A 20,647-nucleotide genomic window follows, 5' to 3' on the forward strand; every position below is an offset into this window, starting at 1 on the left:
GGTCAGTGGGGGGGCGAGGGTGCGGGCTGTGGTTACCAGGGTGGCGTTGTCGGGGGTCTGGGTGCCGTCGGGCAGCAGCAGCGTGTCCTCCAGGCCGATCCGGGTGTGCAAACCCCGGCGGACCGCCTCGGCGTAGACCGGCCAGGTGGCGGGCCCCTCGCCGTGCAGCAGCACCGGCGCGGGCTGGTCGGGCAGCGCGGCGAGGATCGCCGCCGCGTCGGCGAGCGCCGTCTCGACCTGCTCGGCCATGCACTCGACCAGGATCCGCCCGGTGGGCGCGGACCAGCGGCGCCAGGCGTCGACCGCCGCTGGCGTCCACAGGCCGGCCTCGACCATCACGCCGCGCTCGTGCAGGGCGGCGGCGACCTGGGCCGCCCCGGGTTCGTGGGCGTTGACCGAGGCGAAGTCGGGCAGCACCGTCCAGTCACGGACGGCGGCGACCCGCTCGGCCGGGTCCGGGACGATCCAGGCGCCGGTGCTCACGCCCACCGGCAGGCCGGGACGGGAAGCCCGGATGGCGGTGACCGCAGCGGCGATCACCGCCGGGTCGAGCGACTCGGCGCCGGTGTCGTCGCGCGGGTGCACGTGCACCGCCGCCACCCCGGCGGCAGCGCAGCGCACCGCGTCGGCGGCCAGTTCGGCCGGCGTGAGCGGTACGGCGGGGTGCTCATCCCGCCGCCGGGTGCCGTTGAGACATGCCTTCAGCACGGTGTGCGCCTCCCCTCGGGACGGCGGCCGCGACACCGACCGCCGGTCGGTCGGTCAGTCGGTCAGTCGACGGCCGGCCGGCGGTCGGTCAGTCGAGCCGGCGGGAGTCGAGATCGTGCTCGGCGTCGGCCATCGCGTCGGCGTCGATGTGCGCGGCGAACTCGGCCGCCTCGGCACTCTGCGCGGCCAGCGCGTCCTTCACCGCCCGGATCGCCACCCCGGCCGGATAGCCCTTGCGCGCCAGCATGCCGACCAGACGCCGGAACACCGCGTCCGGCTCACCCCGGGTGCTGCGCAGTTTGCGGTCCACCAGGGCACGGGCGGTCTCCGCCTCGGTCTCCTCGTCCAGGTCGTCCAGGGCAGCGCCGGCCACCTCGCCGTCGACGCCGCGCTGGCGCAGCTCGTTGGCGAGCGCCCGGCGGGCCAGCCCACGACCGTTGTGCCGGCTGCTCACCCACGCACGGGCGAAGGCCGCGTCGTCGACGATGCCCACCTCGTCGTACCGGTCGAGGACCTGCTCGGCGATCTCCTCGGAGATGCCGCGCCGGGCCAGCGCGCCGGCCAGCTCGGCCCGGGTGCGCGGGCGCACCGCGAGCTGCCGCAGGCAGATCTCCCGGGCCAGCTCGGCCTCGTCGCGCGGCGGAGCCGGAGCCTCCCCTGCGTCGGACTCCGCCGCGCGATCACGGCGTCCCCGGCGAGGCCGGGGCGTACCTGTGGCGTCGCCCGCACGGGGAGGACTGGCATCCCAGCCCCGGCCCGTACGGGCGCGTCGTCCTGCCACGGGTCAGCGGATCAGAAGTCGACCGGCGGCAGTTCCGGGCCACCGGCGGCGTCGCCCGCACCACCGGTGCCGACGCCGAGCTTCTCCAGGATCTTCTTCTCGATCTCGGCCGCCACGTCCGGGTTCTCGCGGAGGAACTCGCGGGCCTTCTCCTTGCCCTGGCCCAGCTGGTCACCGTCGTAGGTGTACCAGGCGCCGGACTTGCGGATGATCGCCTGCTCCACGCCGACGTCGATCAGCGAGCCCTCGCGGGAGATGCCCTTGCCGTACATGATGTCGAACTCGGCCTGCTTGAACGGCGCGGCGACCTTGTTCTTCACGACCTTGACCCGGGTGCGGTTACCGACCACGTCGGTGCCGTCCTTGAGGCTCTCGATGCGGCGCACGTCGAGCCGGACCGAGGCGTAGAACTTCAGCGCCCGACCACCGGTGGTGGTCTCCGGGCTGCCGAACATCACGCCGATCTTCTCGCGGAGCTGGTTGATGAAGATCGCGGTGGTGCCGGTGTTGTTGAGCACACCGGTGATCTTCCGCAGCGCCTGGCTCATCAGCCGGGCCTGGAGACCGACGTGGCTGTCACCCATCTCGCCCTCGATCTCGGCGCGCGGCACCAGGGCCGCCACCGAGTCGATCACGATGATGTCGATCGCGCCGGAGCGGACCAGCATGTCGGCGATCTCCAGCGCCTGCTCGCCGGTGTCCGGCTGGGAGACCAGCAAGGCGTCGGTGTCGACGCCGAGGGCCCGCGCGTACTCCGGGTCGAGCGCGTGCTCCGCGTCGATGAACGCGGCGATGCCGCCGGCCCGCTGGGCGTTCGCGACCGCGTGCAGCGCGACGGTGGTCTTACCGCTGGACTCCGGACCGTAGATCTCGACCACCCGGCCGCGGGGCAGACCGCCCACGCCGAGCGCCACGTCGAGCGCGATGGAGCCGGTCGGGATGACAGCCGTCTGCACGACGGGCCGCTCCCCCAGCCGCATCACCGAACCCTTGCCGAACTGCTTGTCGATCTGAGCGAGAGCAAGGTCGAGCGCCTTCTCCCGGTCAGGCCCTGCTGCCATCGTTGCCACCCCTGCCTTCGCCGGCGTCTTTCCTGAGCTTCGCGTCACGCGGGACACGCTAGGCGCTGGGTCCGACAGAAAACCAGCCGACGGGCCGTGAGCTGTGGACGAGCACCCCGCTGTGGACAATAGCCGAACAGGTGTACGACTGGGCAAGCGACACGCGGGATCGATGAAAAGGCTGCTCAGCGTAGTCGGGCGGGCACCCGGTCGGGGTACGCGGCGACCACGGCGCGCCACACCACGTGCGTTTGCTCACCGGCCGCGAGCGCCTGCTCGATGGTCCGCCCACCGAGCTGGGACAGCACCTGGTCCCGGGCGATGCTGGCCGCGTAGCCGGGCCCGAACGCCTCCTCCAGCCGCGTCCAGAAGTCGGTCAGCCGCACGTGTTCAGTCCTCCTCGTCGAGTGGCGCCGGGCCGGGACGGCGCAGCGCCAGCGCCACCAGCGGCACCACGGCGATCGCCGCCAGCAGGGTGAGCGTCGGGTACCCCACGGCCCGCATCACGAACCCGCTCGCCGCCGCCGCGCCCGCCCCGGCCAGCCCCATGAGCAGGTCGGACAGCCCCTGCACACCGGGCCGGTCGGCGGTCGGCACCGACTCCGACAGCAGCGTCGAGCCCGCCACCATCGTGCCCGACCAGCCCAGCCCGAGCAGCGTCAGCCCCACCGACAGCGGCGCCGTGTGGTGCCCGGCGGTGCCGGAGACCGCGCACGCGGCCAGCAGCAGCGCCACCCCGCCGAGGATCACCGGCCGCCGGCCCACCCGGTCGGTGAGCCATCCCACCACCGGCGACAGCGCGTACATGCCGGCGATGTGCAGGCTCAGCACCAGGCCGACCACCGGCAGCACGTCCTCGTCGGAGTGCCACTCGCCGAGGTGCACCGGGGTCATCGACATGACAGCGACCATCACCAGGTGCCCCACCGCGACAGCGGCGATGCCGAGGCGGGCGGCCGGCCGCCCGCGTACCGTGCGCCACGCGGCGACCATGCCACCGCGGCGGGTGACCGCCGGCGCGGCGCCCGGCGCCGGCTCGGCCGCCGCCGGCCGGCGCGCGGTGAGCAGCGGGTCCGGCCGCAGCAGGACCAGGAGTACGACGGCGGTCAGCGTGAACGCGACGGCGCTGAACGCGAACGGGCCGGACAGCGCCGGCAGGCCCCAGCCCCGGGTGGTCTCGTCGGCGAGCGCGGCGAAGTTCGGCGCGGCCACCGCGCCGATGGTGGTGGCCCACACGACCAGCGAGAGCTGCCGCCCCCGGCGCTGCGGCTCGGCCAGGTCCACCGCCGTGTAGCGGGCCTGGAGGTTGGCCGCCGTGCCGCCACCGAACAGCAGCATGCCGACGAAGAGCAACGGCACCAGGCGCGTCACGGTGGCGACCACCACCAGCACGCCGCCGACCGCGCCGACCGCGTACGCGAGAACCAGGCCCGGTCGCCGGCCACGCGCGGCCATGAGCCGGGTGACCGGGATGGCGAGCAGCGCGGCGCCGACCACCCCGGCGCTCTGCGCGAGCCCGGCCAGGGCGGTGCCGGCGACCCGGGCGGCGAGCAGCGCGCCCACCGAGATGCCGATGGTGACGCCGATGCCGCCGATGATCTGGGTGAGGAACAGCAGCCGGACGGTACGCCGTTGGATGCCGGCGACGTCGGGCCGGGGCGGGGCCGGCGCGGTCAGGTCGGTGGACATGCGCGCTCCTGGTGGGACGGGTGCCCCATCCTCCCGCACCGGCCCGCCCGGCCGGCACCCGGTTTCGCTACAGGCCGAGACCCCGGCCGATGATCTCCTTCATGATCTCGGTGGTGCCGCCGTAGATGGTCTGCACGCGGCTGTCCAGCCACGCCTTCGCCACCGGGTACTCCGCCATGAAGCCGTAGCCGCCGTGCAGCTGCACGCACCGGTCGGCCACCTTGGTCTGCAGCTCGGTGGTCCACCACTTGGCCTTCGCCGCGTCGGTCACCGACAGGCGGCCCGCGTTGAACTCGGCGACGCAGTGGTTGACGAACGTGCGCGCGATGGTGACCTCGGTGTCCAGCTCGGCTAGCAGGAACCGGTTGTGCTGGAACCGGCCGATCGGCCGCCCGAACGCCTCGCGGGAGCGGGCGTACTCGATGGTGAGCGCGAGCAGCTTCTCGCAGGCCGCCACCGCGGCGACGGCGATGCTCAGCCGCTCCCGGGGCAGGTTGGCCATCAGGTGGTAGAAGCCGTGGTTCTCGGTGCCGATCAGGTTCTCCGCCGGCACCCGGCAGTCGTCGAAGAACAACTCGGCGGTGTCGTTGGCCTTCAGGCCGACCTTGGCCAGGCGGCGGCCCCGGCTGAAGCCCGGCGTGCCGCTCTCCACCACGACCAGGCTCACCCCGTGGGCGCCCTGGTCCGGCGCGGTCTTGACCACCACGACCACCAGGTCGGCCATCTCACCGTTTGTGATGAACGTCTTCTGCCCGTTGAGGACCAGGCTGTCGCCGTCACGGACCGCGCCGGTGCGGATGCCGACCAGGTCGCTGCCCGCGCCCGGCTCGCTCATCGCGATCGCGGTGACCAGGTCGCCGGAGCAGAAGCCCGGCAGCCAGCGCTTGCGCTGGTCGTCGGTGGTCAGCTCGGTCAGGTACGGCGCGACCACGTCGTTGTGCAGCCCGAACCCGAGGCCCGAGCACCCGGACGCGACGATCTCCTCGTCGAGCACCGCGTTGAACCGGAAGTCGCGCTGCCCGCCGCCGCCGTACTCGGGGTCGACGTCGGGGCCGAGCAGCCCTGCCGCGCCGGCGGCCCGCCACACCTCCCGGTCGACGATCCCGTCGGCCTCCCAGCGCTCGTGGTTCGGCACCGCCTCCCGGGTCAGGAACCGGCGGCACAGGTCACGGAACTCGTCGTGGACGGGCTCGTAGAGATGCTGCTCCATGCCGGCAAGTCTGGCACCGCTCACCCGCCCTGGACAGAGGCGAGCGCCGCTCGCAGCCGGCGCTCCCGACGGCCGGTACGCACGGCTTCGGCCAGCACCGCGGCCAGGACGATCCCGAGCCCGGCCGCGGCCAGCTCCGACCCCGCGCGGATCGCGAGGACGGTCAGCGGGCCGAGCAGCACCACGCCGCCGGCCGCCCCGAACAGCGCTCCCCGGCGTATCGCGGAGAGGTTGTCCGCCACCGCCGCGCGCCCCGCCTCGTCGGCGGGCGGCTCGCCCCGGCGCAGGGCGGTCTCGGCGACCGCCCAGGCGGCGACACGGTCCGCCTCGGCGGGGCGCGGCTTTCCGAACCGGCTCAGCGCGAAGAAGAACGCGAATCCCCAGATCACCGCGTTCAGGCCGGTCTCGACCACCGCGGCCTGCGCGGACCCGTCCCGCTCCCAGAGCCGGATGGGCAGCCAGAGGAGGCCGGCGATCAGTACGGAGACCACGTACGGGCCGGGTGCGCCGAACCGGAGCAGTGAGACGCGCGGTCGGGGGTCGGCCATGCCGGGACCGTACCCCCGTGGGCCGTCCGACAATCCCGCGTGGACGGTAGCGGGCGGAAGGGAAGCAGGCCAGGATGGCCGGATGGGCACACTCACGGGGAAGCAGGTCGCCGAGGCCGGGCTGGACGGGTGGACGTACCTGCTGGGGGCGTTGCAGACGCGCATCCGTACCCCCGATTTCGCGGCCGGGCTGGCGTTGGTGGCCGCGGTGGGCGCGGAGGCCGAGCGGGTCGATCATCATCCCGATCTGGACCTGCGCTACACCCACGTGGACGTACGGCTGTGGTCGCACGACGTGGGCGGGGTGACGCAGCGTGACCTGCGGCTGGCCCGGTTCGTCTCGGGGCTGGCCGCGGACTCCGGGCTTACCCTGTCGGCCGCCGGGCTGGCCCGGCTGGAGCTCGCGCTCGACACCCCGGAGCACGCGGCGGTGCTGCCGTTCTGGCGGGCGGTGCTGGCGCCTGGCGCGCCGCCCGGCCCGGGCGCCGACGAGGTACGCGACCCGGACGGCGCGCTGCCCACGGTCTGGTTCCAGCGTTCCGGCCGGGACGAGCCCCGGCAGCGGTGGCATCCGGACGTGTGGGTCGACCCGGCCGAGGTGGACGCGCGCATCGCCGCCGCGCTGGCGGCAGGCGGGACGCTGGTCAGCGACGCGGAGGCGCCGAGCTTCTGGGTGCTGGCCGACCCGGACGGCAACCGGGTGTGCCTGTGCACCTGGCAGCAGCGCGCCTGACTCAGCGCAGCGCCTTGGCGGCCACCTTCAGGTCGGCGACCAGGCCCTCGTACGCGACGTCCTGGTTGTCGGCGCGCAGCACCGCCGACGGGTGGATGGTGGCGAGCAGCCGGGCCGCCGCGGCGTCGGCGACCGCGCCCGTCCGGTCCACCGGCACCCGTTCGAAGTCCTCCGGGCGCTGGGCGGCGGCGGGCCAGGGCAGCAGCTCGCCGCGTTGCTTCGTCACCCGGAAGCTCGGGCCGAGCAGCGCCTTGGCGGCGGTGGCGCCGAGCACCACCACGATCTCCGGGCGCAGCCGGGCGAACTCGGCGACCAGCCAGGGCCGGCAGGCGGTGACGTGCACCCGGTCCGGGGTCTGGTGGATGCGCCGCTTGCCGCGCAGCTCGAACCGGAAGTGCTTCACCGCGTTTGTGAGGTAGATCTGGGCGGGGTCGAGCGCCGCGTCGTCGACGGCCTTGCGCAGCAGACGCCCGGCCGGGCCGACGAACGGCAGCCCCTTCTGGTCCTCGATGTCGCCCGGCTGCTCGCCGACGAAGACCACGCGCGCGTGCTCGTCGCCGCGGCCGAAGACGGTCTGGGTGGCGTCCCGGTACAGCTCGCAGCCCCTGCAGCCGCCCGCCGCGGCGCGCAGCTCGTCGATGGTGTCCGCCGACGGCGGGATGAACTCCTGCGCTCCGGGCGCGCTCTCGGTCTCGGCCATGCCGATCGTTCTACCCCGTCCGGCGGCGCGCACGCGAGGCGGCCCGCCGCTCGGCCGGAGGCGTTAAAAGGGGGCCCTTCCTATACCGAATGCGTTAACAGGGGGCCCTTCCTTCCGGCGGTGAGCGCGTCGGCGAGCGCGGGGATGTCGGCCTCGTCCAGCGCGCTCACCGAGACGCGCACGGCGGGGTCGGCCGCGATCCGGTACAGCCGGCCGGGCGCCACGGCCCATCCGGCGTCGCGCAGCGTCGTGACCGTCACCGTCTCGTCGGGCACCGGCACCCAGACGTTGATCCCGGTACGCCCGTGCGCGGCCACCCCGCGCGCGGCCAGCGCGGCCACCAGCCCGTCGCGCCGCCGGTCGTAGCTGTCCGCCGCGCGCCGTACCAGCTCGGCGGTGGCCGGGTCGCGCCAGAGCGACACCACCAGCCGTTGCAGCACCGTGGACACCCAGCCGGCGCCGACCCGCGCCCGGCCGGCCACCCGGGCCACTGTGGCCTCGTCGCCGGCCAGCACCGCGAGCCGCAGGTCGGGCCCGTAGGGCTTGCTCACCGACCGGACGAAGGCCCACGCCGGTGTCGCCCCGGCGAGCGGATGCAGGGGTACGCGGGCCAGCTCGGCGGCGTGGTCGTCCTCGATCAGCAGCAGGTCGGCGCGGCCGTCCAGCAGTGTCCGCAGCGCGTCGGCCCGGTCGGTGGAGACGGCCGCGCCGGTCGGGTTCTGCGCCCGGCTGGTCACGACGAGCGCCCGGACCCCGGCGGCCAGCGCCGCGCGGACGCCGCCGACTGTGGGGCCGTCGTCGTCCACCGGCACCCCGACGGTACGCAGCCCGAGCGCGGCGATCAGGTCGAGCAGGTTGGCCCAGCCCGGGTCCTCCACCGCGACCGCGTCGCCGGGGCGCAGGTGGGCGGCGAGCAGCCGTTCGATGCCGTCGAGCGCGCCGCCGGTGACTGTGAGCTCGCCGGCCGGGACCCCGTCCGCGGCGAGCCGGTCCGTCGCCAGGGCGGCCAGGTCGGGCAGCACGGCGTCGGTCGCGTACCCGCCGGGGGGTCCGATGTCGGCGGCGAGCGCGGCGAGGTGCGGCCCGAGCGGGGGCAGCAGCCGGGGGTCGGGCTGGCCGGCGGAGACGTCGCGACCGCCGGGCAGCGGCGGGGGCAGCAGCGCGGCGCGGCGGGCGGCCACCGGTGGGCGGGGGCGGACCCGGGTGCCGTGCCGGCCGGCGGTCGCGACCAGGCCACGTTGCCGCAGTTCCTGGTACGCCTTCGCGACGGTGGCCGGGCTGACGCCGAGGTCGGCGGCGAGCGCCCGGACGGCGGGCAGGGCGTCGCCCGGGGCGATCTCGCCGCTGCGGATGCCGGTTTCGACGCTGGCCGAAATCGCGGCCGACGTGGACCCGCTGACCTGATAATGTGCTGCCACAGTTTGGCGATTGTACTAGAACAAAGGTGGGATGTCACATGTACCCTCCGACCCCCCGCACCACGGCCAGCCGCGTCCGCGACCGGATGCGCTATGACGCGGCCACTGCGCATGCGCTGCTCGACGAGGCGTACCACTGCGCGCTGTCGTTCACCGTCGGCGGCGAGCCGCGCATCCTGCCGACCCTGCACGTGCGCGTCGGCGACACGCTCTACCTGCACGGGTCCACCGGCAGCCGGCCGCTGCTCGCCGCCCGGGGCGAGGCCGGGCTGCCGGTCTGCGTCGCCGTCACCCACCTCGACGGGCTGGTCTACGCGCGGTCGCAGTTCCACCACAGCGCCAACTACCGGTCCGTGGTGGCGCACGGCACCGCCCGGCTGGTCGAGGACGCGGACGAGAAGGCGGCGGTGATGACCGCGCTGATCGAGAAGGTGGCCACCGGGCGCTCCGCCGAGAGCCGCCCGCCGAACCGGCGCGAGCTGGCCGAGACGGCGGTGCTGGCGCTGCCGCTGCGGGAAGTGTCGGTACGGGTGCGCACCGGCGGCGTCAACGACGAGCCGGCCGACGAGGCGCTGCCGTACTGGGCCGGTGTGGTGCCGCTGCGGCTCACACCGGGCCGACCCGAACCCGCCCCCGGGGTGAGCGCGCCGGTGCCGGCGTACCTGCGGGCGGCCCGCTCGCCGTGGCACGAGCCGGCGGTGCTGCGCGGCGAGCACGTGGCGCTGGAGCCGCTCGACCTCGCCCACGCCGACGAGCTGCACGCCGCCACCGACGACCCGCAGGTGTGGCAGCACCTGGGCGGTACGCGGCCGGCCGACGCCGACGAGATGCGCCAGGTTGTCGCCAGTTACCTGGACGCGCAGGAACGCGGCGAGCAGGTGTGCTGGGCGCAGCGCTGCGCCACCACCGGCGCGGTCATCGGCACCACTTCGTACTACGAGATCGACCCGGTACGCCGGTCGCTGGCGATCGGCTACACCTGGCTGGGCCGCCCGTGGTGGCGTACCGGCGTCAACACCGAGGCGAAGCTGCTGCTGCTGGGCCGCGCCTTCGACGAGCTGGACGCGGTGCGCGTGGTCTGGCACACCGACATCCGCAACGAGCGCTCCCAGCGGGCCATCGAACGGCTCGGCGCGAGCCGGGAGGGCGTGCTGCGGCAGCACAAGCAGCGCGCCGACGGCTCCTGGCGGGACACCGTGCAGTACTCCATGCTCGCGCAGGAGTGGCCGAGCGCACAGGCCAGCCTGCGGGAACGTCTTCGCGCGGCGGCCACCGTGGCGTCATGATGTCCGGCGTGCTGGGGATCACCGACATCTGGACGTACGTGCTGGGCACCGTGGCGATCGTGCTGCTGCCCGGACCGAACTCGCTCTTCGTGCTGGCCACCGCCGCCCGCCGGGGCGTGGCCACCGGCTACCGGGCCGCCGCCGGGGTGTTCGTCGGCGACGCGGTGCTGATGTTCCTCTCCGCCGCCGGGGTGGCCTCGCTGCTCCAGGCGTACCCGCCGCTCTACCTGGTGATCAAGTACGCCGGCGCGGCGTACCTCGGGTGGTTGGGGCTGGCCATGCTGCGCGGCGCGTGGCGGCGCTGGCGCGACCGCAACGACCCGGCCACGCCGCGCCTGATCGACGAGGTCGAGCCGGCCGGGCCGCAGGAGCCGTTCCGGCGGGCGCTGGTGATCAGCCTGCTCAACCCGAAGGCGATCCTGTTCTTCGTCTCGTTCTTCATTCAGTTCGTCGACCCCGGGTACGCCTGGCCGGCGCTGTCGTTCCTGCTGCTCGGGCTGATCGCGCAGGTCGCCAGCGCGCTCTACCTGACCGCGCTGATCTTCACCGGCACGTTTCTGGCGGCCCAGTTCCGGCAGCGCCGTCGGCTGGCCGCGACCGGGACCACGGCGGTGGCGATGCTGTTCCTCGGCTTCAGCCTGAAGCTCGCCGCCGGCTGAGGTGTAAGGAAGGGCCCCTTCTTAACGCCTCCGGCAGAGGAAGGGCCCCTTCTTAACAAGATCACGTGCCGTCGCCCCCACCGCCACCGCCGCCGATGCCCGCGCCGCCGGCCGTGCCGCCGAGCCCGTAGCCGGGCGCGACCGGCCGGTCGGGCGGGCGACTGACGTGCGCCGACTCGCGGACCGTGGCCGACCAGTCGGCGTGCGCCGCCGCGGCCGCGTGCCTGTCGATGGCGTGCCGCAGCCAGCCGTCCACTGTGGCCACCCAGTCGCGCTGGTCGGCCCCGGCGTGCCAGATCCGGAACCGGCTGATGCTCTGGTGGGTGATCCCGGCCAGGGAGAGCCGCCGGTCCAGCCAGAGCAGCACCTCCATGCCGGCCGAGTCGGTCAGCATGATCATTTCGAGTTCGGTCATCGGCCCGGCGTAGAGCGGGGCGGCCCAGAAGCCGTACCACTGCTGGAACGGCAGCGTCTGCTCCACCCCCGGCAGGCGTCCCTCGCGCAGCCCGGCCTGCCGGATCGCGAAGCCGAGCGTGTCCAGCGCGGCGAGCACGTGCTCCTGGGAGGGCAGCGGGTGAATCAGCACCGGCACCATCGCGCCCTGGTCGACCTCCGGATCCACCGACACCTCGGTACGCAGCCCGGTACGCAGGCTCAGCAGCGGCACGCCGCCGTACGTGGTCACCGGTGACTCCCACGGCAGCGGCACGGCGAACTCCACGGCCCGCCGTCGTCCGGCCGGCACCACGAACCGGCCCGCGATCGTCCACGTCTGGAACTGCACCAGGCGGCGCGGCGCCTCCGGGTCCTCCGGTTCGACCTGGGTGACCAGACCGAGCCGGATGTGCCGGACCGGTACGTCCGATCCGCCGGCGCTGAGCGTCACCCGGCCCGGCAGGCGCAGGCCCGGCCGGGTGCTCGGGTTGGGCAGCGTGGTGCTCACCGAGAGCCCCGTCCAGGCGGAGTCCCGCGACACCCCGGTCAACCGCATGGCGGGGCTTTCCCGCTGCCCGCCCGGCCATGCCCGGTGGAACGGACGCCGGCCCGGCGAGGTGGTCTCCCACCTCGCCGGGCCGGTACGGATCACGACGGTCAGCGCATCCGGCGGCCTCGCGGCACCGGGTCGGTCTCGTCGTCGAACTCGCCGATGACCTCCTCCAGGAGGTCCTCCAGCGCGACGAACCCGATCGGCCGGGTCGGCCCGCCACCGTTGCTCACCAGCGCGAGCTGCGCCTGCTGCGCCCGCATGGCGGCCACCGCCTCGGTCACCGACGCCTCGGCCGGCAGCGTGAAGGCGTTGGTCATCAGCTCGTCCGCGGTCGCCGGGCGGCCGGTGGTGACGGCACGCACCGCCTCGCGTACGTGCACCAGGCCGCACACCTCGCCACCGGCGTCGACCACGGCGAGCCGGGACCGGCCGCTGTCGCGGGAGACGTGCTCGATCCGCTCGGCGGTCTCGTCGCGGCCCACCGTGACGATCCGGTCGAACGGCTCCATCACCTGCGCCACAGTGGTGCCCTGAAGCTCCAGCATGCTGCTGAGCAGCTGGTGCTGCTCGGCGCCGAGCAGCCCGTGCTCCCGGGACTGCTCCAGCAGGATGCGCAGCTCGTCCGGGCCGTGCACCTGGGCCAGCTGGTCCTGCTGCTGCACGCCGAACAGCCGCAGCATCGCGTTGGCGAGCCCGTTGAGCACGGAGAGCACCGGCCGGACGATCCGGGCGAAGGCCCGGAACGGCAGCGCCAGCAGCGTCGCCGAACGCTCCGCGTCGGTGATCGCCCACGACTTCGGGGCCATCTCGCCGACCACCAGGTGCAGGAACGTCACCAGGGACAGCGCGAACACCAGCGCCACCACATGACTGGCCGCGGTGGGCAGGCCGACCGCGTGCAGCAGCGGGCTGATCAGCCGTTCGATGGCCGGTTCGGCCAGCGCGCCCAGACCCAGCGTGCACAGCGTGATGCCGAGCTGCGCGCCGGCCAGCATGAGGCTCAGCTCGCGGACGCCGTCGAGCGCCGCGCGGGCGGCCCGGCCGCCACCGGCGGCCGACTGCTCCAGCCGGTACCGCTTGGCCGCCACGAGCGCGAACTCGGCGGCCACGAAGAACCCGTTGAGCGCCAGCAGCACCACGGAGAAGAACAACGCGAACCCGGGGCTCATGCCGCACCCTCCCCGGACACGTCGGCGGTGGACCGCAGCCGTACCGAGTCGGCCACGTGCCGGTCCACGGCGAGCACCTCGACCAGCACCCGTGGGCCCGAGGCCGGCTCGTCGCCGTCGGCGGCGACCGGGATCTCCAGCCGGTCACCGACCTCGGGCACCCGGCCCAGCTCCCGCATCACCAGACCGGAGAGCGTGTCGTACTCGGGCGCCTCGGGCAGCTCGATGCCGGTGCTGTCGGCGACCTCGTCGATGCGCCAGCGCGCGGGGACGACCCAGGAGCCGTCCTCCTGCCGCGCCGCGGCCCGGTCCGGCGGGTCGTCCTCGTCCCGGATCGGCCCGACCAGCTCCTCGGCCAGGTCCTCCAGCGTGATCACGCCGGCGAAGCCGCCGTACTCGTCGACCACGCAGGCGAGCTGCCGGTGCCCGGACCGCAGCCGGTCGAGCACCGTCGGCAGCGGCAGCGTCTCGGGCACGAGCAACGGGGGTACGGCCACCGCATCGACCCGGGTGGTCGCGCGCTGCGCCGGGGGCACCCCGAGCACGTCGGCGATGCCGACCACGCCGATCAGGTCGTCGACGCCCTCGGCGCCACGCACCGGGAACCGGGAGTGGCCGGTGTCCAGCAGCTCGACGATGCGGCTGACCGGCTCGTCGGCCCGCACGGTGTGCACGTCGACGCGGGGCACCATCGCCTCGCCGGCGGTCAGCTCCCGGAAGTCCAGGCCCCGGTCCAGCAGGTCGGACATCTCGGCGTCGAGGTGCCCCTCCTCCCGGGACTCGGCGATGATCTGCTCCAGGTCCTGCGGGGTGGCGCCGCTGGGCAGCTCCTCGATCGGCTCGATGCCGATGCGGCGGAGCAGCCGTACCGCGGCCCGGTCGAAGAGCGTGATCAGCGGGCCGGCGATCTTCAGGTACATCAGGGTGGACCGGGACAGCGCCCGGGCCAGCGGCTCGGCGCGGGCGATGGCCAGGTTCTTCGGGGCCAGCTCACCCAGGACCATCTGCACCACTGTGGCGATGACCAGGGCCAGCGCCACCGACAGCGGCAACGCCACCGCGCTGGAGATGCCGGTGAGGCCGAGCAGGTCGGCCAGCCCGGCGCCGAGGAACGGCTCGGCGACGTAACCGACGAGCAGGGCGGTCACGGTGATGCCCAGTTGGGCGCCGGACAGCATGAACGAGAGCCGCGCGGTGACCTCCAGGGCCCGGGCTGCGGCACGATCGCCACCGTCGGCGAGCTGCTTGAGCTTGCCCCGGTCCACGGCGACGTAACCGAACTCCTGGGCCACGAAGTAACCGGTGGCGGCGGTGAGCACGATGATGAGAAGGAGACCGACGAGGATCAGCACGGGAGGTTCAGTGCTCCCGGGGTCGTCGGGGAGGGAATTCGCCGGGTATGACCCGGCCGGCTACTGCTGCCCTCCGGGGCAGGAGAGTCGATCATGCGGCCCATTTTATCGGTACCGGCTGGACGTCCGCTGAGGGTGCCGGGAACCCTCCCCCACGTCCGGTTCACCGCCCGGCGAGCTCGTCCACGTCCAGCAGGCTCCGGTCGACCCGGCCGGACCGGTAGGCCGCCCGGCCGATCATCTGCGCCGCCACCGGCGCGGTGGAGAGCTGGAAGATCGCCACCAGGACCAGCATGCCCAGGTCCGAGGGGGTACGCAGACGCAGCGCCAGCCCGGCCAGCAGCAGCAGGACGCCCAGCACCTGCGGCTTGGTGGCCGTGTGCATCCGGTCCAGCACGTCCGGGAAGCGGACCAGCCCGATGCCGGCGATCAGCCCCAGCACCGCCCCGGCCAGCAGCAGGACCCCGCCCGCCCAGTCCGCGATCGTGCCGGCACTCATGCTTCGGCCCGGACCGCGAAGCGCACCAGCGACACCGAACCGATGAAGCCGAGCAGGGAGAACACCACGAGCACGGGCAGCGTGGTGGCGTGCCGGTTCACGGCGGCCTCCGCCCCCACCGCGGCGAGCATCGCCGACAGCAGCAGGTCGGCGCCGACGACCCGGTCGAGCAGGGAGGGGCCGCGGTAGATGCGGGCCAGGGCGAGCAGCGCGGTGGCCGAGAGCAGCACGGTGAGCGCGACGGCGAGCAGGACTGTCACGGGTGGTTCCTCCGTTCGGCGGGTTCGAGGTCGAGCCGGCGTACCTCGGCGGGAGATCCGATGGCGCGGACGATGCGCCGTTCGACGGCGAGCACGCGCTCGCGGCTGCCGGTGATGTCCTCGGGGCCGCGCACGTCGAGCACGTGCACGTAGAGCACGCCGGCGGCCCGGTCGACGTCGATGATCAGCGTGCCCGGCACCAGCGAGATCACCTCGGCGGTGAGCGCCAGGTTGAGGTCGGTACGCACGCGCAGCGGCACCGCGATGATGGCGCCGCGCGGGCGGTAACCGAAGCGCAGCGCCACGGCGGCCACGTGCAGGCTGGCGCTCACCAGCTCCGCGATGAAGGTGATCAGGAAGACCAGCAGCGCGCGGGGGCGGAACCGGCCGCCGAACGTGACCGGCGGCAGCGGGAAGAACAGCAGCACGGCCGCGCCGACCACCAGCCCGGCGATGAGGTTGCCCACTGACACGTCGCCCCACAGCAGCAGCCACGCGGCGACCAGCCAGCCGAGCGCGAGCGCCTGGTCGCGGCGCCGCCCACCCCGGCCCACCACCTGAATCGGCGCGTCGGGCTCGGGCGCGGCCCGGGGTACGCCCGTCGGCTCCCCGGTCGCGCCCCCGCCCGGGGGCAGGTCGTCGGTCATGGCACGTCCCGGGGCAGGACCGCCCGCACGTACGGGGTGCGTTCGCGCAGGTCGGTGGCCGCGTTCGAGGTGACCTGGAACAGCGGCCCGGCCGCCAGCGTGAACAGCACGCCGAGCGCGACCAGGGCGGTGGTGGCGCCGACCATCAGGCCGGGCAGCCGGGCCGGCACGGTGGTGGAGGCCAGCCGGGGCGCCCGCCAGAACGCGATGTTCCACACCCGGGAGGCCGCGTAGAGCGTGAGCAGGCTGGTCAGCGTGCCGGCCCCGACCAGCACGGCGGGCAGCGTCCCGCCCGCCGCCACGCCGGCCTGGAGCAGACCGAGCTTGCCGAGGAAGCCGGAGAACGGCGGGATGCCCGCCAGGTTCATCGCCGGGACGAAGAAGAGCACGCCGAGCATCGGGGCGACCCGCGCCAGCCCGCCGATACGGCGCAGGTCGGTGCTGCCCGCCCGCTCCTCGACCAGGCCGGCGACCAGGAACAGCGTGGTCTGGATGGTGATGTGGTGCACCACGTAGAAGATCGCCCCGGACAGGCCGGCGACGCTGCTCAGCGCCACCCCGAAGATCATGTAACCGATGTGGCTGACCAGCGTGAACGACAGCAGCCGCTTCAGGTCCGACTGGGCCACCGCGCCGAGGATGCCGACCACCATGGTCAGGCCGGCCACCACCATCAGCAGGCCGGCGACCTGGCCGCCGGGGAACAGCAGCGTCTCGGTGCGGATGATCGCGTACACGCCGACCTTGGTGAGCAGGCCGGCGAAGACAGCGGTCACCGGCGCGGGCGCGGTCGGGTAGCTGTCCGGCAACCACGCCGACAGCGGGAACACCGCCGCCTTGATCCCGAACGCGAGCAGCAGCATCAGTTGCAGCGTCAGGCGTACGCCCGACGGCAGCGCGTCCAGCCGGCCGGCGAGCTGCGCCATGTTCAGCGTGCCGGTGGCCGCGTACACCAGCCCCACCGCGGACAGGAACAGCAGCGACGACAGGATGCTGACCACCACGTACGTCGAGCCGGTGCGCAGCCGCACCTCGGTGCCGCCCAGCGTGATCAGCACGAAGCTCGCGGCGAGCAGGATCTCGAAGCCGACGAAGAGGTTGAACAGGTCCCCGGCCAGGAAGGCGTTCGTCACGCCCGCGGTGAGCACCAGGTACGTGGGGTGGTAGATGCTCACCGGCGCGGTCTCGCCGGTCTCCCCCCGGCCCTGGCCGATCGAGTAGAGCAGCACGCACAAGGTCACCGCTGAGGAGACCAGCACCATCAGCGCCGCCAGCTGGTCGGCCACCAGCACGATGCCCACCGGCGCCGGCCAGCCGCCCACCTGCACCACCACCGGCCCGAACCGGTACGCCTCGACCAGCAGCACCGCCGCCACCACCAGGACGCTGGACAGGCAGAGCACGCTTATCGACCGCTGCAGGCGGGGCCGCCCGGACAGCAGGAGGGTGAGCGCCGCGCCGAGCAGCGGCACCACCACCGGCAGCGGCACGAGCCCGCTCATGTCTCACCGTCCCGGCGCAGCCGCCGGCGGGCCGGCTCCGGGTCCACCTGCTCCGGGTCGTCGTCCGGGCCCTCGCCGCCGTGGTCCGCGGTCGACACCTCGTTGCTCTCGGCGAGCCGGACGATCTGCCGGTCCTCCAGGTCGTCCTGCACCTCGTCGTCGCCGCTGGTGTACCAGCTGCGGTACGCGACGGCGAGCAGGAACGCGGTCAGCCCGAACGTGATCACCACTGCGGTGAGCACCATGGCCTGGGGCAGCGCGTCGCTCATCTCACCCTGCGGGGAGGAGCCCACGAACGGTGCGGCGCCGGCTCGCCCGCCGAGCAGGATGAGCAGGTTCACGCCGTTGCCGAGCAGGATGATGCCGAGCAGGATCCGGGTCAGGCTGCGTTCCAGCAGCAACGTGACACCGGCGGCGACGAGCACCCCGACCGCCAGCACCAGCACCAGCGTCGGACCGGCCGCCCCCCTCGTCATGCCGGCCCGTCCCGCTGGACGATCAACCCGCGTCCCGCCTCACCGGCGGCCTCCACGTGCCGGTCCACCTCGGCGCCCAGGCTGCGCAGGATGTCCAGCACCAGCCCGACCACCACCAGGTAGACGCCGATGTCGAAGAAGAGCGACGTGACCAGGTAGAAGTCGCCGATCACCGGCAGCCACAGGCCGACCTTGACGCTCTGCAGCACGTCGCCGGTCAGCGCCAGCCCGAGCACCCCGCTGCCGACCGAGATGCCCAGACCCGCGCCGAGCACGGTGCCGGCCCCGACCGGCGCCGCCTCGGCCAACTCGTACCGGCCGCCGGCCAGATAGCGCAGGGCCAGCGCGAGGCCCGCCACCAGGCCGCCGGCGAAACCGCCACCGGGGGCGTTGTGCCCGGAGAAGAGCAGGAACAGCGAGAAGATCAGTACGGTGTGGAAGATCAGCCGGGTGACCACCTCGAACACGATCGAGCGCCGCCGCTCCGGCAGCGTCTGCCCGCCGCGCAGCCACACCGTGCGCCGGTCACCGGCGCGCATCGCGACCGGCCGCGGGCGGCGCGGACGCGGGCCGGTGCGGGAACGCTCGTAGATCAGGCTGGCCACACCGGTCGCGGTCACCACGAGCACCGAGATCTCCCCCATGGTGTCCCAGGCCCGGATGTCCACCAGGGTCACGTTCACGACGTTGCGGCCGTACCCCTCGACGAGGGCGAGCTGGGGGAAGTCGGCGGAGATCGACGGCGCCCGGCGCGCTCCGGCCGCGGTCAGCGCCAGGCCGGCCATCACCACGCCGGCGGCGATCCCGATGCCGCGCCGCACCCAGCGGCTGCGGCGCAGCGGACGGGCCGAGAAGCGTTCCGGCAGCCGGCGCAGCACCAGCACGAACACGGCGATCGTGGCGGTCTCCACCAGGAACTGGGTCAGCGCCACGTCCGGCGCGCCGTAGAGGACGAACATCATCGCGGTGCCGTAGCCGGTGACCCCGACCAGCAGCATCGCGGTGAGCCGGCGACGCGCGCCGACCGCGAGCAGCGCGGCCACCGCGATCACCACGGCGACCACGAGCTGGGCCGGGTTGTCCCACACCGCCAGCTCGACCCGCCACGGCGCGGTGGCGAGCATCGCCCCGCCGGGCACGAACACCAGCGCGAGCAGCACCGTACCGAGGTACTGCGGCAGCGAGCCGCGCTGGGTGGCGCCGGTGACCTCGATGGCGAGCCGGTCGAAGCCGTGCGTCACCCACTCGTACCCCTGGTTGCCGCTCACCGGCGAGCGCAGCCGCGCCAGCGCGGGCGCGAGCGGGCCGCGGACCACGGGCAGTGCCGCGCCGCCGGCCAGCACGAGGGCGGAGAGGCCGAGCGCCGCGGTCGGCCCGTGCCAGAGCGCCAGATGCTCCTCGACCGGTCCGAACAACTCCGCGTACGGCTCGAACAGGCCGCTCAGCCACCCGGCGGCCGGACCGGCGGCGAGCCCGGCCACGGCGAGCAGCGCCGGGGGTACGAGCATCGCGGCCGGTGGCCGGGCCACCTCCGTGTCGGCGACGCCGGGCCGGGTGCCGAACGCGCCCCAGACGAACCTGATGCTGTACGCGACGGTGAGCGCGCTGCCGGCCACCAGCACGGCGAGCACGAGCGGGTCACCGGTGAACGCGGCGAGCACCGACTCCTTGGCCACGAACCCCAGCAGTGGCGGCACGCCGGCCATCGAGGCGGCGGCGAGCGTGGCGACGATCGCCAGCAGCGGCGCGGCCCGGCCCACCCCGGACAGGTCCCGCAGGTCACGGGTGCCCGCCTCGTGGTCGAGGATGCCGACGACCAGGAACAGCGCGGCCTTGAACAGCGCGTGCGCCGCCAGCATCGCCACGCCGGCCAGCGCCGCCTTCGGGGTGCCCGCCCCGAACAGCACGGCGAGCAGTCCGAGTTGGCTGACCGTGCCGTACGCCAGCAACAGCTTCAGGTCGGTCTGCCGCAGCGCCGCCCAGCCGCCCAGGACCAGCGAGAGCAGCCCGGCGACGACGGTGACCGGCCGCCACGGTCCGGCCGCGGCGAGCGCCGGGCCGAGCAGTCCGATGAGGAAGATGCCGGCCTTCACCATCGCCGCCGCGTGCAGGTACGCGCTGACCGGTGTCGGCGCGGCCATCGCCACCGGCAGCCAGGCGTTGAACGGGAACACCGCCGACTTCGCCAGCGCGCCGGCGAGGACGAGCAGCACCGCCAGCGCCAGGTATCCGCCGCCGGGCAGCGGCGCGGACGCCACCGACGACCAGCGGTAGCCGCCTGCGTGGTGACCGAGCATCAGGAACCCGACGAGCATCGCCAGGCCGCCCAGCGTGGTCACGGTGAGCGCCTGCGCGGCCGCCCACCGGCTGGACCGGCGCTCGGTGCTGTGCCCGATCAGCAGGTACGAGAAGACTGTGGTCAGTTCCCAGAAGACGTAGAGCAGCAGCAGGTCGTCGGAGACGACGAGGCCGAGCATCGCCCCGGCGAAGGCGACCATGACGGCGGCGAACCGGGCCAGCCCGACCGACCCGGGCTCGAAGTAGCGGGCGGAGTAGACGAGCACCAGCGCGCCGACGCCACCGACCAGCAGCAGCATCAGCCAGGACAGCGTGGTGACCCGCAGCGCCACGTCGAACTGCAGCTCCGGGATCCACTGGTACGTCTCGACGACCGCGCCGCCGTCGCGTACCGCCCCGGTGTGGGCCGCCGCCCAGACCGCGGTTGCGGCCGGGGCGAGCGCGAGCAGCAGGCAGGCGCGCGGACCCCACCGGCGGACCAGCAGCGGGGCGAGCAGCGCCGCCACCAGGTGCAGGATCAGCAGGACGAGCACGCGTACTCCCGGTCGAGGTGACAGCGCGCCGGAACACGCTGGGACACAACCGATCAGACGTCACAAACACCCCTAGCCGCGCCCGTTTCCCCAAAAGCCACCCATCTCTCCACCCCCACCTCCCACCACG

Annotated in this window: 20 protein-coding genes and 1 pseudogene; 3 read left to right on the plus strand and 18 right to left on the minus strand. The window is 74.0% G+C overall.

Annotated features, from left to right (window positions below):
- The 7 genes and pseudogenes from BAW75_RS31110 to BAW75_RS31140 form a co-directional block, all read right to left on the minus strand.
- The coding region (locus tag BAW75_RS31110; protein WP_104115904.1) for a 3-keto-5-aminohexanoate cleavage protein at window positions 1-708 on the minus strand (708 nt) is incomplete at its 3' end.
- Between the two features lie 88 nt (window positions 709-796).
- Window positions 797-1,489, minus strand: coding sequence for a regulatory protein RecX (locus tag BAW75_RS31115; RefSeq protein WP_104115905.1), 693 nt, complete (start codon window positions 1,487-1,489; stop codon window positions 797-799).
- An 11-nt stretch (window positions 1,490-1,500) separates the two neighbouring features.
- Window positions 1,501-2,550 (minus strand): recombinase RecA, encoded by a 1,050-nt coding sequence (gene recA / locus BAW75_RS31120; protein ID WP_013284729.1) that lies wholly within the window; start codon window positions 2,548-2,550, stop codon window positions 1,501-1,503.
- A gap of 185 nt (window positions 2,551-2,735) precedes the next feature.
- Window positions 2,736-2,936: a DUF3046 domain-containing protein gene (locus BAW75_RS31125; RefSeq protein WP_030504158.1), complete on the minus strand. Its 201-nt coding sequence runs from the start codon at window positions 2,934-2,936 to the stop codon at window positions 2,736-2,738.
- Window positions 2,927-4,239, minus strand: a pseudogene (locus tag BAW75_RS31130) (MFS transporter). Before BAW75_RS31130 ends, BAW75_RS31125 begins: the two are co-directional and overlap by 10 nt.
- Before the next feature lie 67 nt (window positions 4,240-4,306).
- Window positions 4,307-5,449 (minus strand): acyl-CoA dehydrogenase family protein, encoded by a 1,143-nt coding sequence (locus BAW75_RS31135; protein ID WP_104115907.1) that lies wholly within the window; start codon window positions 5,447-5,449, stop codon window positions 4,307-4,309.
- Between the two features lie 20 nt (window positions 5,450-5,469).
- The gene (locus BAW75_RS31140) at window positions 5,470-5,997 is read right to left on the minus strand and encodes a hypothetical protein (RefSeq protein WP_104115908.1); all 528 of its coding nucleotides are present in this window, start codon (window positions 5,995-5,997) and stop codon (window positions 5,470-5,472) included.
- An 82-nt stretch (window positions 5,998-6,079) separates the two neighbouring features.
- Here BAW75_RS31140 and BAW75_RS31145 point away from each other — a divergent pair, with 82 nt between their 5' ends.
- Entirely contained in the window at window positions 6,080-6,730 is a 651-nt protein-coding gene (locus tag BAW75_RS31145; protein WP_104115909.1) for a 4a-hydroxytetrahydrobiopterin dehydratase, read from the plus strand.
- Window position 6,731: 1 nt separating this feature from the next.
- On the opposite strand, the gene BAW75_RS31150 is transcribed toward BAW75_RS31145, so the two are convergent.
- Together BAW75_RS31150 and BAW75_RS31155 are read right to left on the minus strand one after the other, a co-directional pair.
- Window positions 6,732-7,430 carry a UdgX family uracil-DNA binding protein gene (locus BAW75_RS31150; RefSeq protein WP_104115910.1) on the minus strand — a complete coding sequence of 233 codons (699 nt, stop codon included), beginning with the start codon at window positions 7,428-7,430 and terminating at the stop codon, window positions 6,732-6,734.
- Window positions 7,431-7,510: 80 nt separating this feature from the next.
- Entirely contained in the window at window positions 7,511-8,848 is a 1,338-nt protein-coding gene (locus BAW75_RS31155) for an aminotransferase class I/II-fold pyridoxal phosphate-dependent enzyme (RefSeq protein ID WP_104115911.1), read from the minus strand.
- Between the two features lie 38 nt (window positions 8,849-8,886).
- Between BAW75_RS31155 and BAW75_RS31160 the strand changes: the two genes are divergently transcribed.
- Both BAW75_RS31160 and leuE read left to right on the plus strand, forming a co-directional pair.
- Window positions 8,887-10,134 carry a bifunctional pyridoxamine 5'-phosphate oxidase family protein/GNAT family N-acetyltransferase gene (locus BAW75_RS31160; RefSeq protein ID WP_104115912.1) on the plus strand — a complete coding sequence of 416 codons (1,248 nt, stop codon included), beginning with the start codon at window positions 8,887-8,889 and terminating at the stop codon, window positions 10,132-10,134.
- Window positions 10,131-10,793, plus strand: a complete 663-nt coding sequence (leuE, locus tag BAW75_RS31165; RefSeq protein WP_043325749.1) for a leucine efflux protein LeuE — start codon at window positions 10,131-10,133, stop codon at window positions 10,791-10,793. Before BAW75_RS31160 ends, leuE begins: the two co-directional genes overlap by 4 nt.
- A 61-nt stretch (window positions 10,794-10,854) precedes the next feature.
- Here leuE and BAW75_RS31170 read toward each other — a convergent pair whose 3' ends face one another.
- From BAW75_RS31170 to BAW75_RS31210, 9 genes are all read right to left on the minus strand, one after another.
- Window positions 10,855-11,784 (minus strand): sporulation protein, encoded by a 930-nt coding sequence (locus BAW75_RS31170; RefSeq protein ID WP_104115913.1) that lies wholly within the window; start codon window positions 11,782-11,784, stop codon window positions 10,855-10,857.
- A gap of 101 nt (window positions 11,785-11,885) precedes the next feature.
- Complete coding sequence (locus tag BAW75_RS31175) at window positions 11,886-12,950, minus strand: hemolysin family protein (protein ID WP_104115914.1); 1,065 nt, start codon at window positions 12,948-12,950, stop codon at window positions 11,886-11,888.
- A complete protein-coding gene (locus tag BAW75_RS31180) occupies window positions 12,947-14,302 on the minus strand; it encodes a hemolysin family protein (RefSeq protein ID WP_043325755.1) in 1,356 nt (451 codons plus the stop codon). Before BAW75_RS31180 ends, BAW75_RS31175 begins: the two co-directional genes overlap by 4 nt.
- 163 nt (window positions 14,303-14,465) lie before the next feature.
- Window positions 14,466-14,801, minus strand: a complete 336-nt coding sequence (mnhG, locus tag BAW75_RS31185; RefSeq protein ID WP_069089343.1) for a monovalent cation/H(+) antiporter subunit G — start codon at window positions 14,799-14,801, stop codon at window positions 14,466-14,468.
- Entirely contained in the window at window positions 14,798-15,061 is a 264-nt protein-coding gene (locus tag BAW75_RS31190) for an MrpF/PhaF family protein (RefSeq protein WP_104115915.1), read from the minus strand. The genes mnhG and BAW75_RS31190 overlap by 4 nt, the downstream gene beginning before the upstream one ends.
- Complete coding sequence (locus BAW75_RS31195) at window positions 15,058-15,708, minus strand: Na+/H+ antiporter subunit E (RefSeq protein ID WP_064447104.1); 651 nt, start codon at window positions 15,706-15,708, stop codon at window positions 15,058-15,060. The genes BAW75_RS31190 and BAW75_RS31195 overlap by 4 nt, the downstream gene beginning before the upstream one ends.
- Complete coding sequence (locus BAW75_RS31200; RefSeq protein WP_043325762.1) at window positions 15,705-17,210, minus strand: Na+/H+ antiporter subunit D; 1,506 nt, start codon at window positions 17,208-17,210, stop codon at window positions 15,705-15,707. The genes BAW75_RS31195 and BAW75_RS31200 overlap by 4 nt, the downstream gene beginning before the upstream one ends.
- Window positions 17,207-17,686, minus strand: a complete 480-nt coding sequence (locus BAW75_RS31205) for a Na(+)/H(+) antiporter subunit C (RefSeq protein ID WP_043325764.1) — start codon at window positions 17,684-17,686, stop codon at window positions 17,207-17,209. The genes BAW75_RS31200 and BAW75_RS31205 overlap by 4 nt, the downstream gene beginning before the upstream one ends.
- Window positions 17,683-20,517 (minus strand): Na+/H+ antiporter subunit A, encoded by a 2,835-nt coding sequence (locus tag BAW75_RS31210; RefSeq protein ID WP_104115916.1) that lies wholly within the window; start codon window positions 20,515-20,517, stop codon window positions 17,683-17,685. Before BAW75_RS31210 ends, BAW75_RS31205 begins: the two co-directional genes overlap by 4 nt.
- Window positions 20,518-20,647: the final 130 nt, after the last annotated feature.

Origin of the sequence: Micromonospora chalcea (genome assembly GCF_002926165.1) — a bacterium.
In the GTDB taxonomy this organism is placed as follows: Bacteria; Actinomycetota; Actinomycetes; order Mycobacteriales; family Micromonosporaceae; genus Micromonospora; species Micromonospora chalcea.

Coding starts and splice junctions, on each gene's coding strand:
- recA (WP_013284729.1), bottom strand. CDS start 2,550: ATGGCAGCAGGGCCTGACCGGGAGAAGGCGCTCGACCTTGCTCTCGCT.
- BAW75_RS31135 (WP_104115907.1), bottom strand. CDS start 5,449: ATGGAGCAGCATCTCTACGAGCCCGTCCACGACGAGTTCCGTGACCTG.
- BAW75_RS31140 (WP_104115908.1), bottom strand. CDS start 5,997: ATGGCCGACCCCCGACCGCGCGTCTCACTGCTCCGGTTCGGCGCACCC.
- BAW75_RS31145 (WP_104115909.1), top strand. CDS start 6,080: ATGGGCACACTCACGGGGAAGCAGGTCGCCGAGGCCGGGCTGGACGGG.
- BAW75_RS31150 (WP_104115910.1), bottom strand. CDS start 7,430: ATGGCCGAGACCGAGAGCGCGCCCGGAGCGCAGGAGTTCATCCCGCCG.
- BAW75_RS31160 (WP_104115912.1), top strand. CDS start 8,887: ATGTACCCTCCGACCCCCCGCACCACGGCCAGCCGCGTCCGCGACCGG.
- leuE (WP_043325749.1), top strand. CDS start 10,131: ATGATGTCCGGCGTGCTGGGGATCACCGACATCTGGACGTACGTGCTG.
- BAW75_RS31170 (WP_104115913.1), bottom strand. CDS start 11,784: ATGCGGTTGACCGGGGTGTCGCGGGACTCCGCCTGGACGGGGCTCTCG.
- BAW75_RS31175 (WP_104115914.1), bottom strand. CDS start 12,950: ATGAGCCCCGGGTTCGCGTTGTTCTTCTCCGTGGTGCTGCTGGCGCTC.
- mnhG (WP_069089343.1), bottom strand. CDS start 14,801: ATGAGTGCCGGCACGATCGCGGACTGGGCGGGCGGGGTCCTGCTGCTG.
- BAW75_RS31195 (WP_064447104.1), bottom strand. CDS start 15,708: ATGACCGACGACCTGCCCCCGGGCGGGGGCGCGACCGGGGAGCCGACG.
- BAW75_RS31200 (WP_043325762.1), bottom strand. CDS start 17,210: ATGAGCGGGCTCGTGCCGCTGCCGGTGGTGGTGCCGCTGCTCGGCGCG.
- BAW75_RS31205 (WP_043325764.1), bottom strand. CDS start 17,686: ATGACGAGGGGGGCGGCCGGTCCGACGCTGGTGCTGGTGCTGGCGGTC.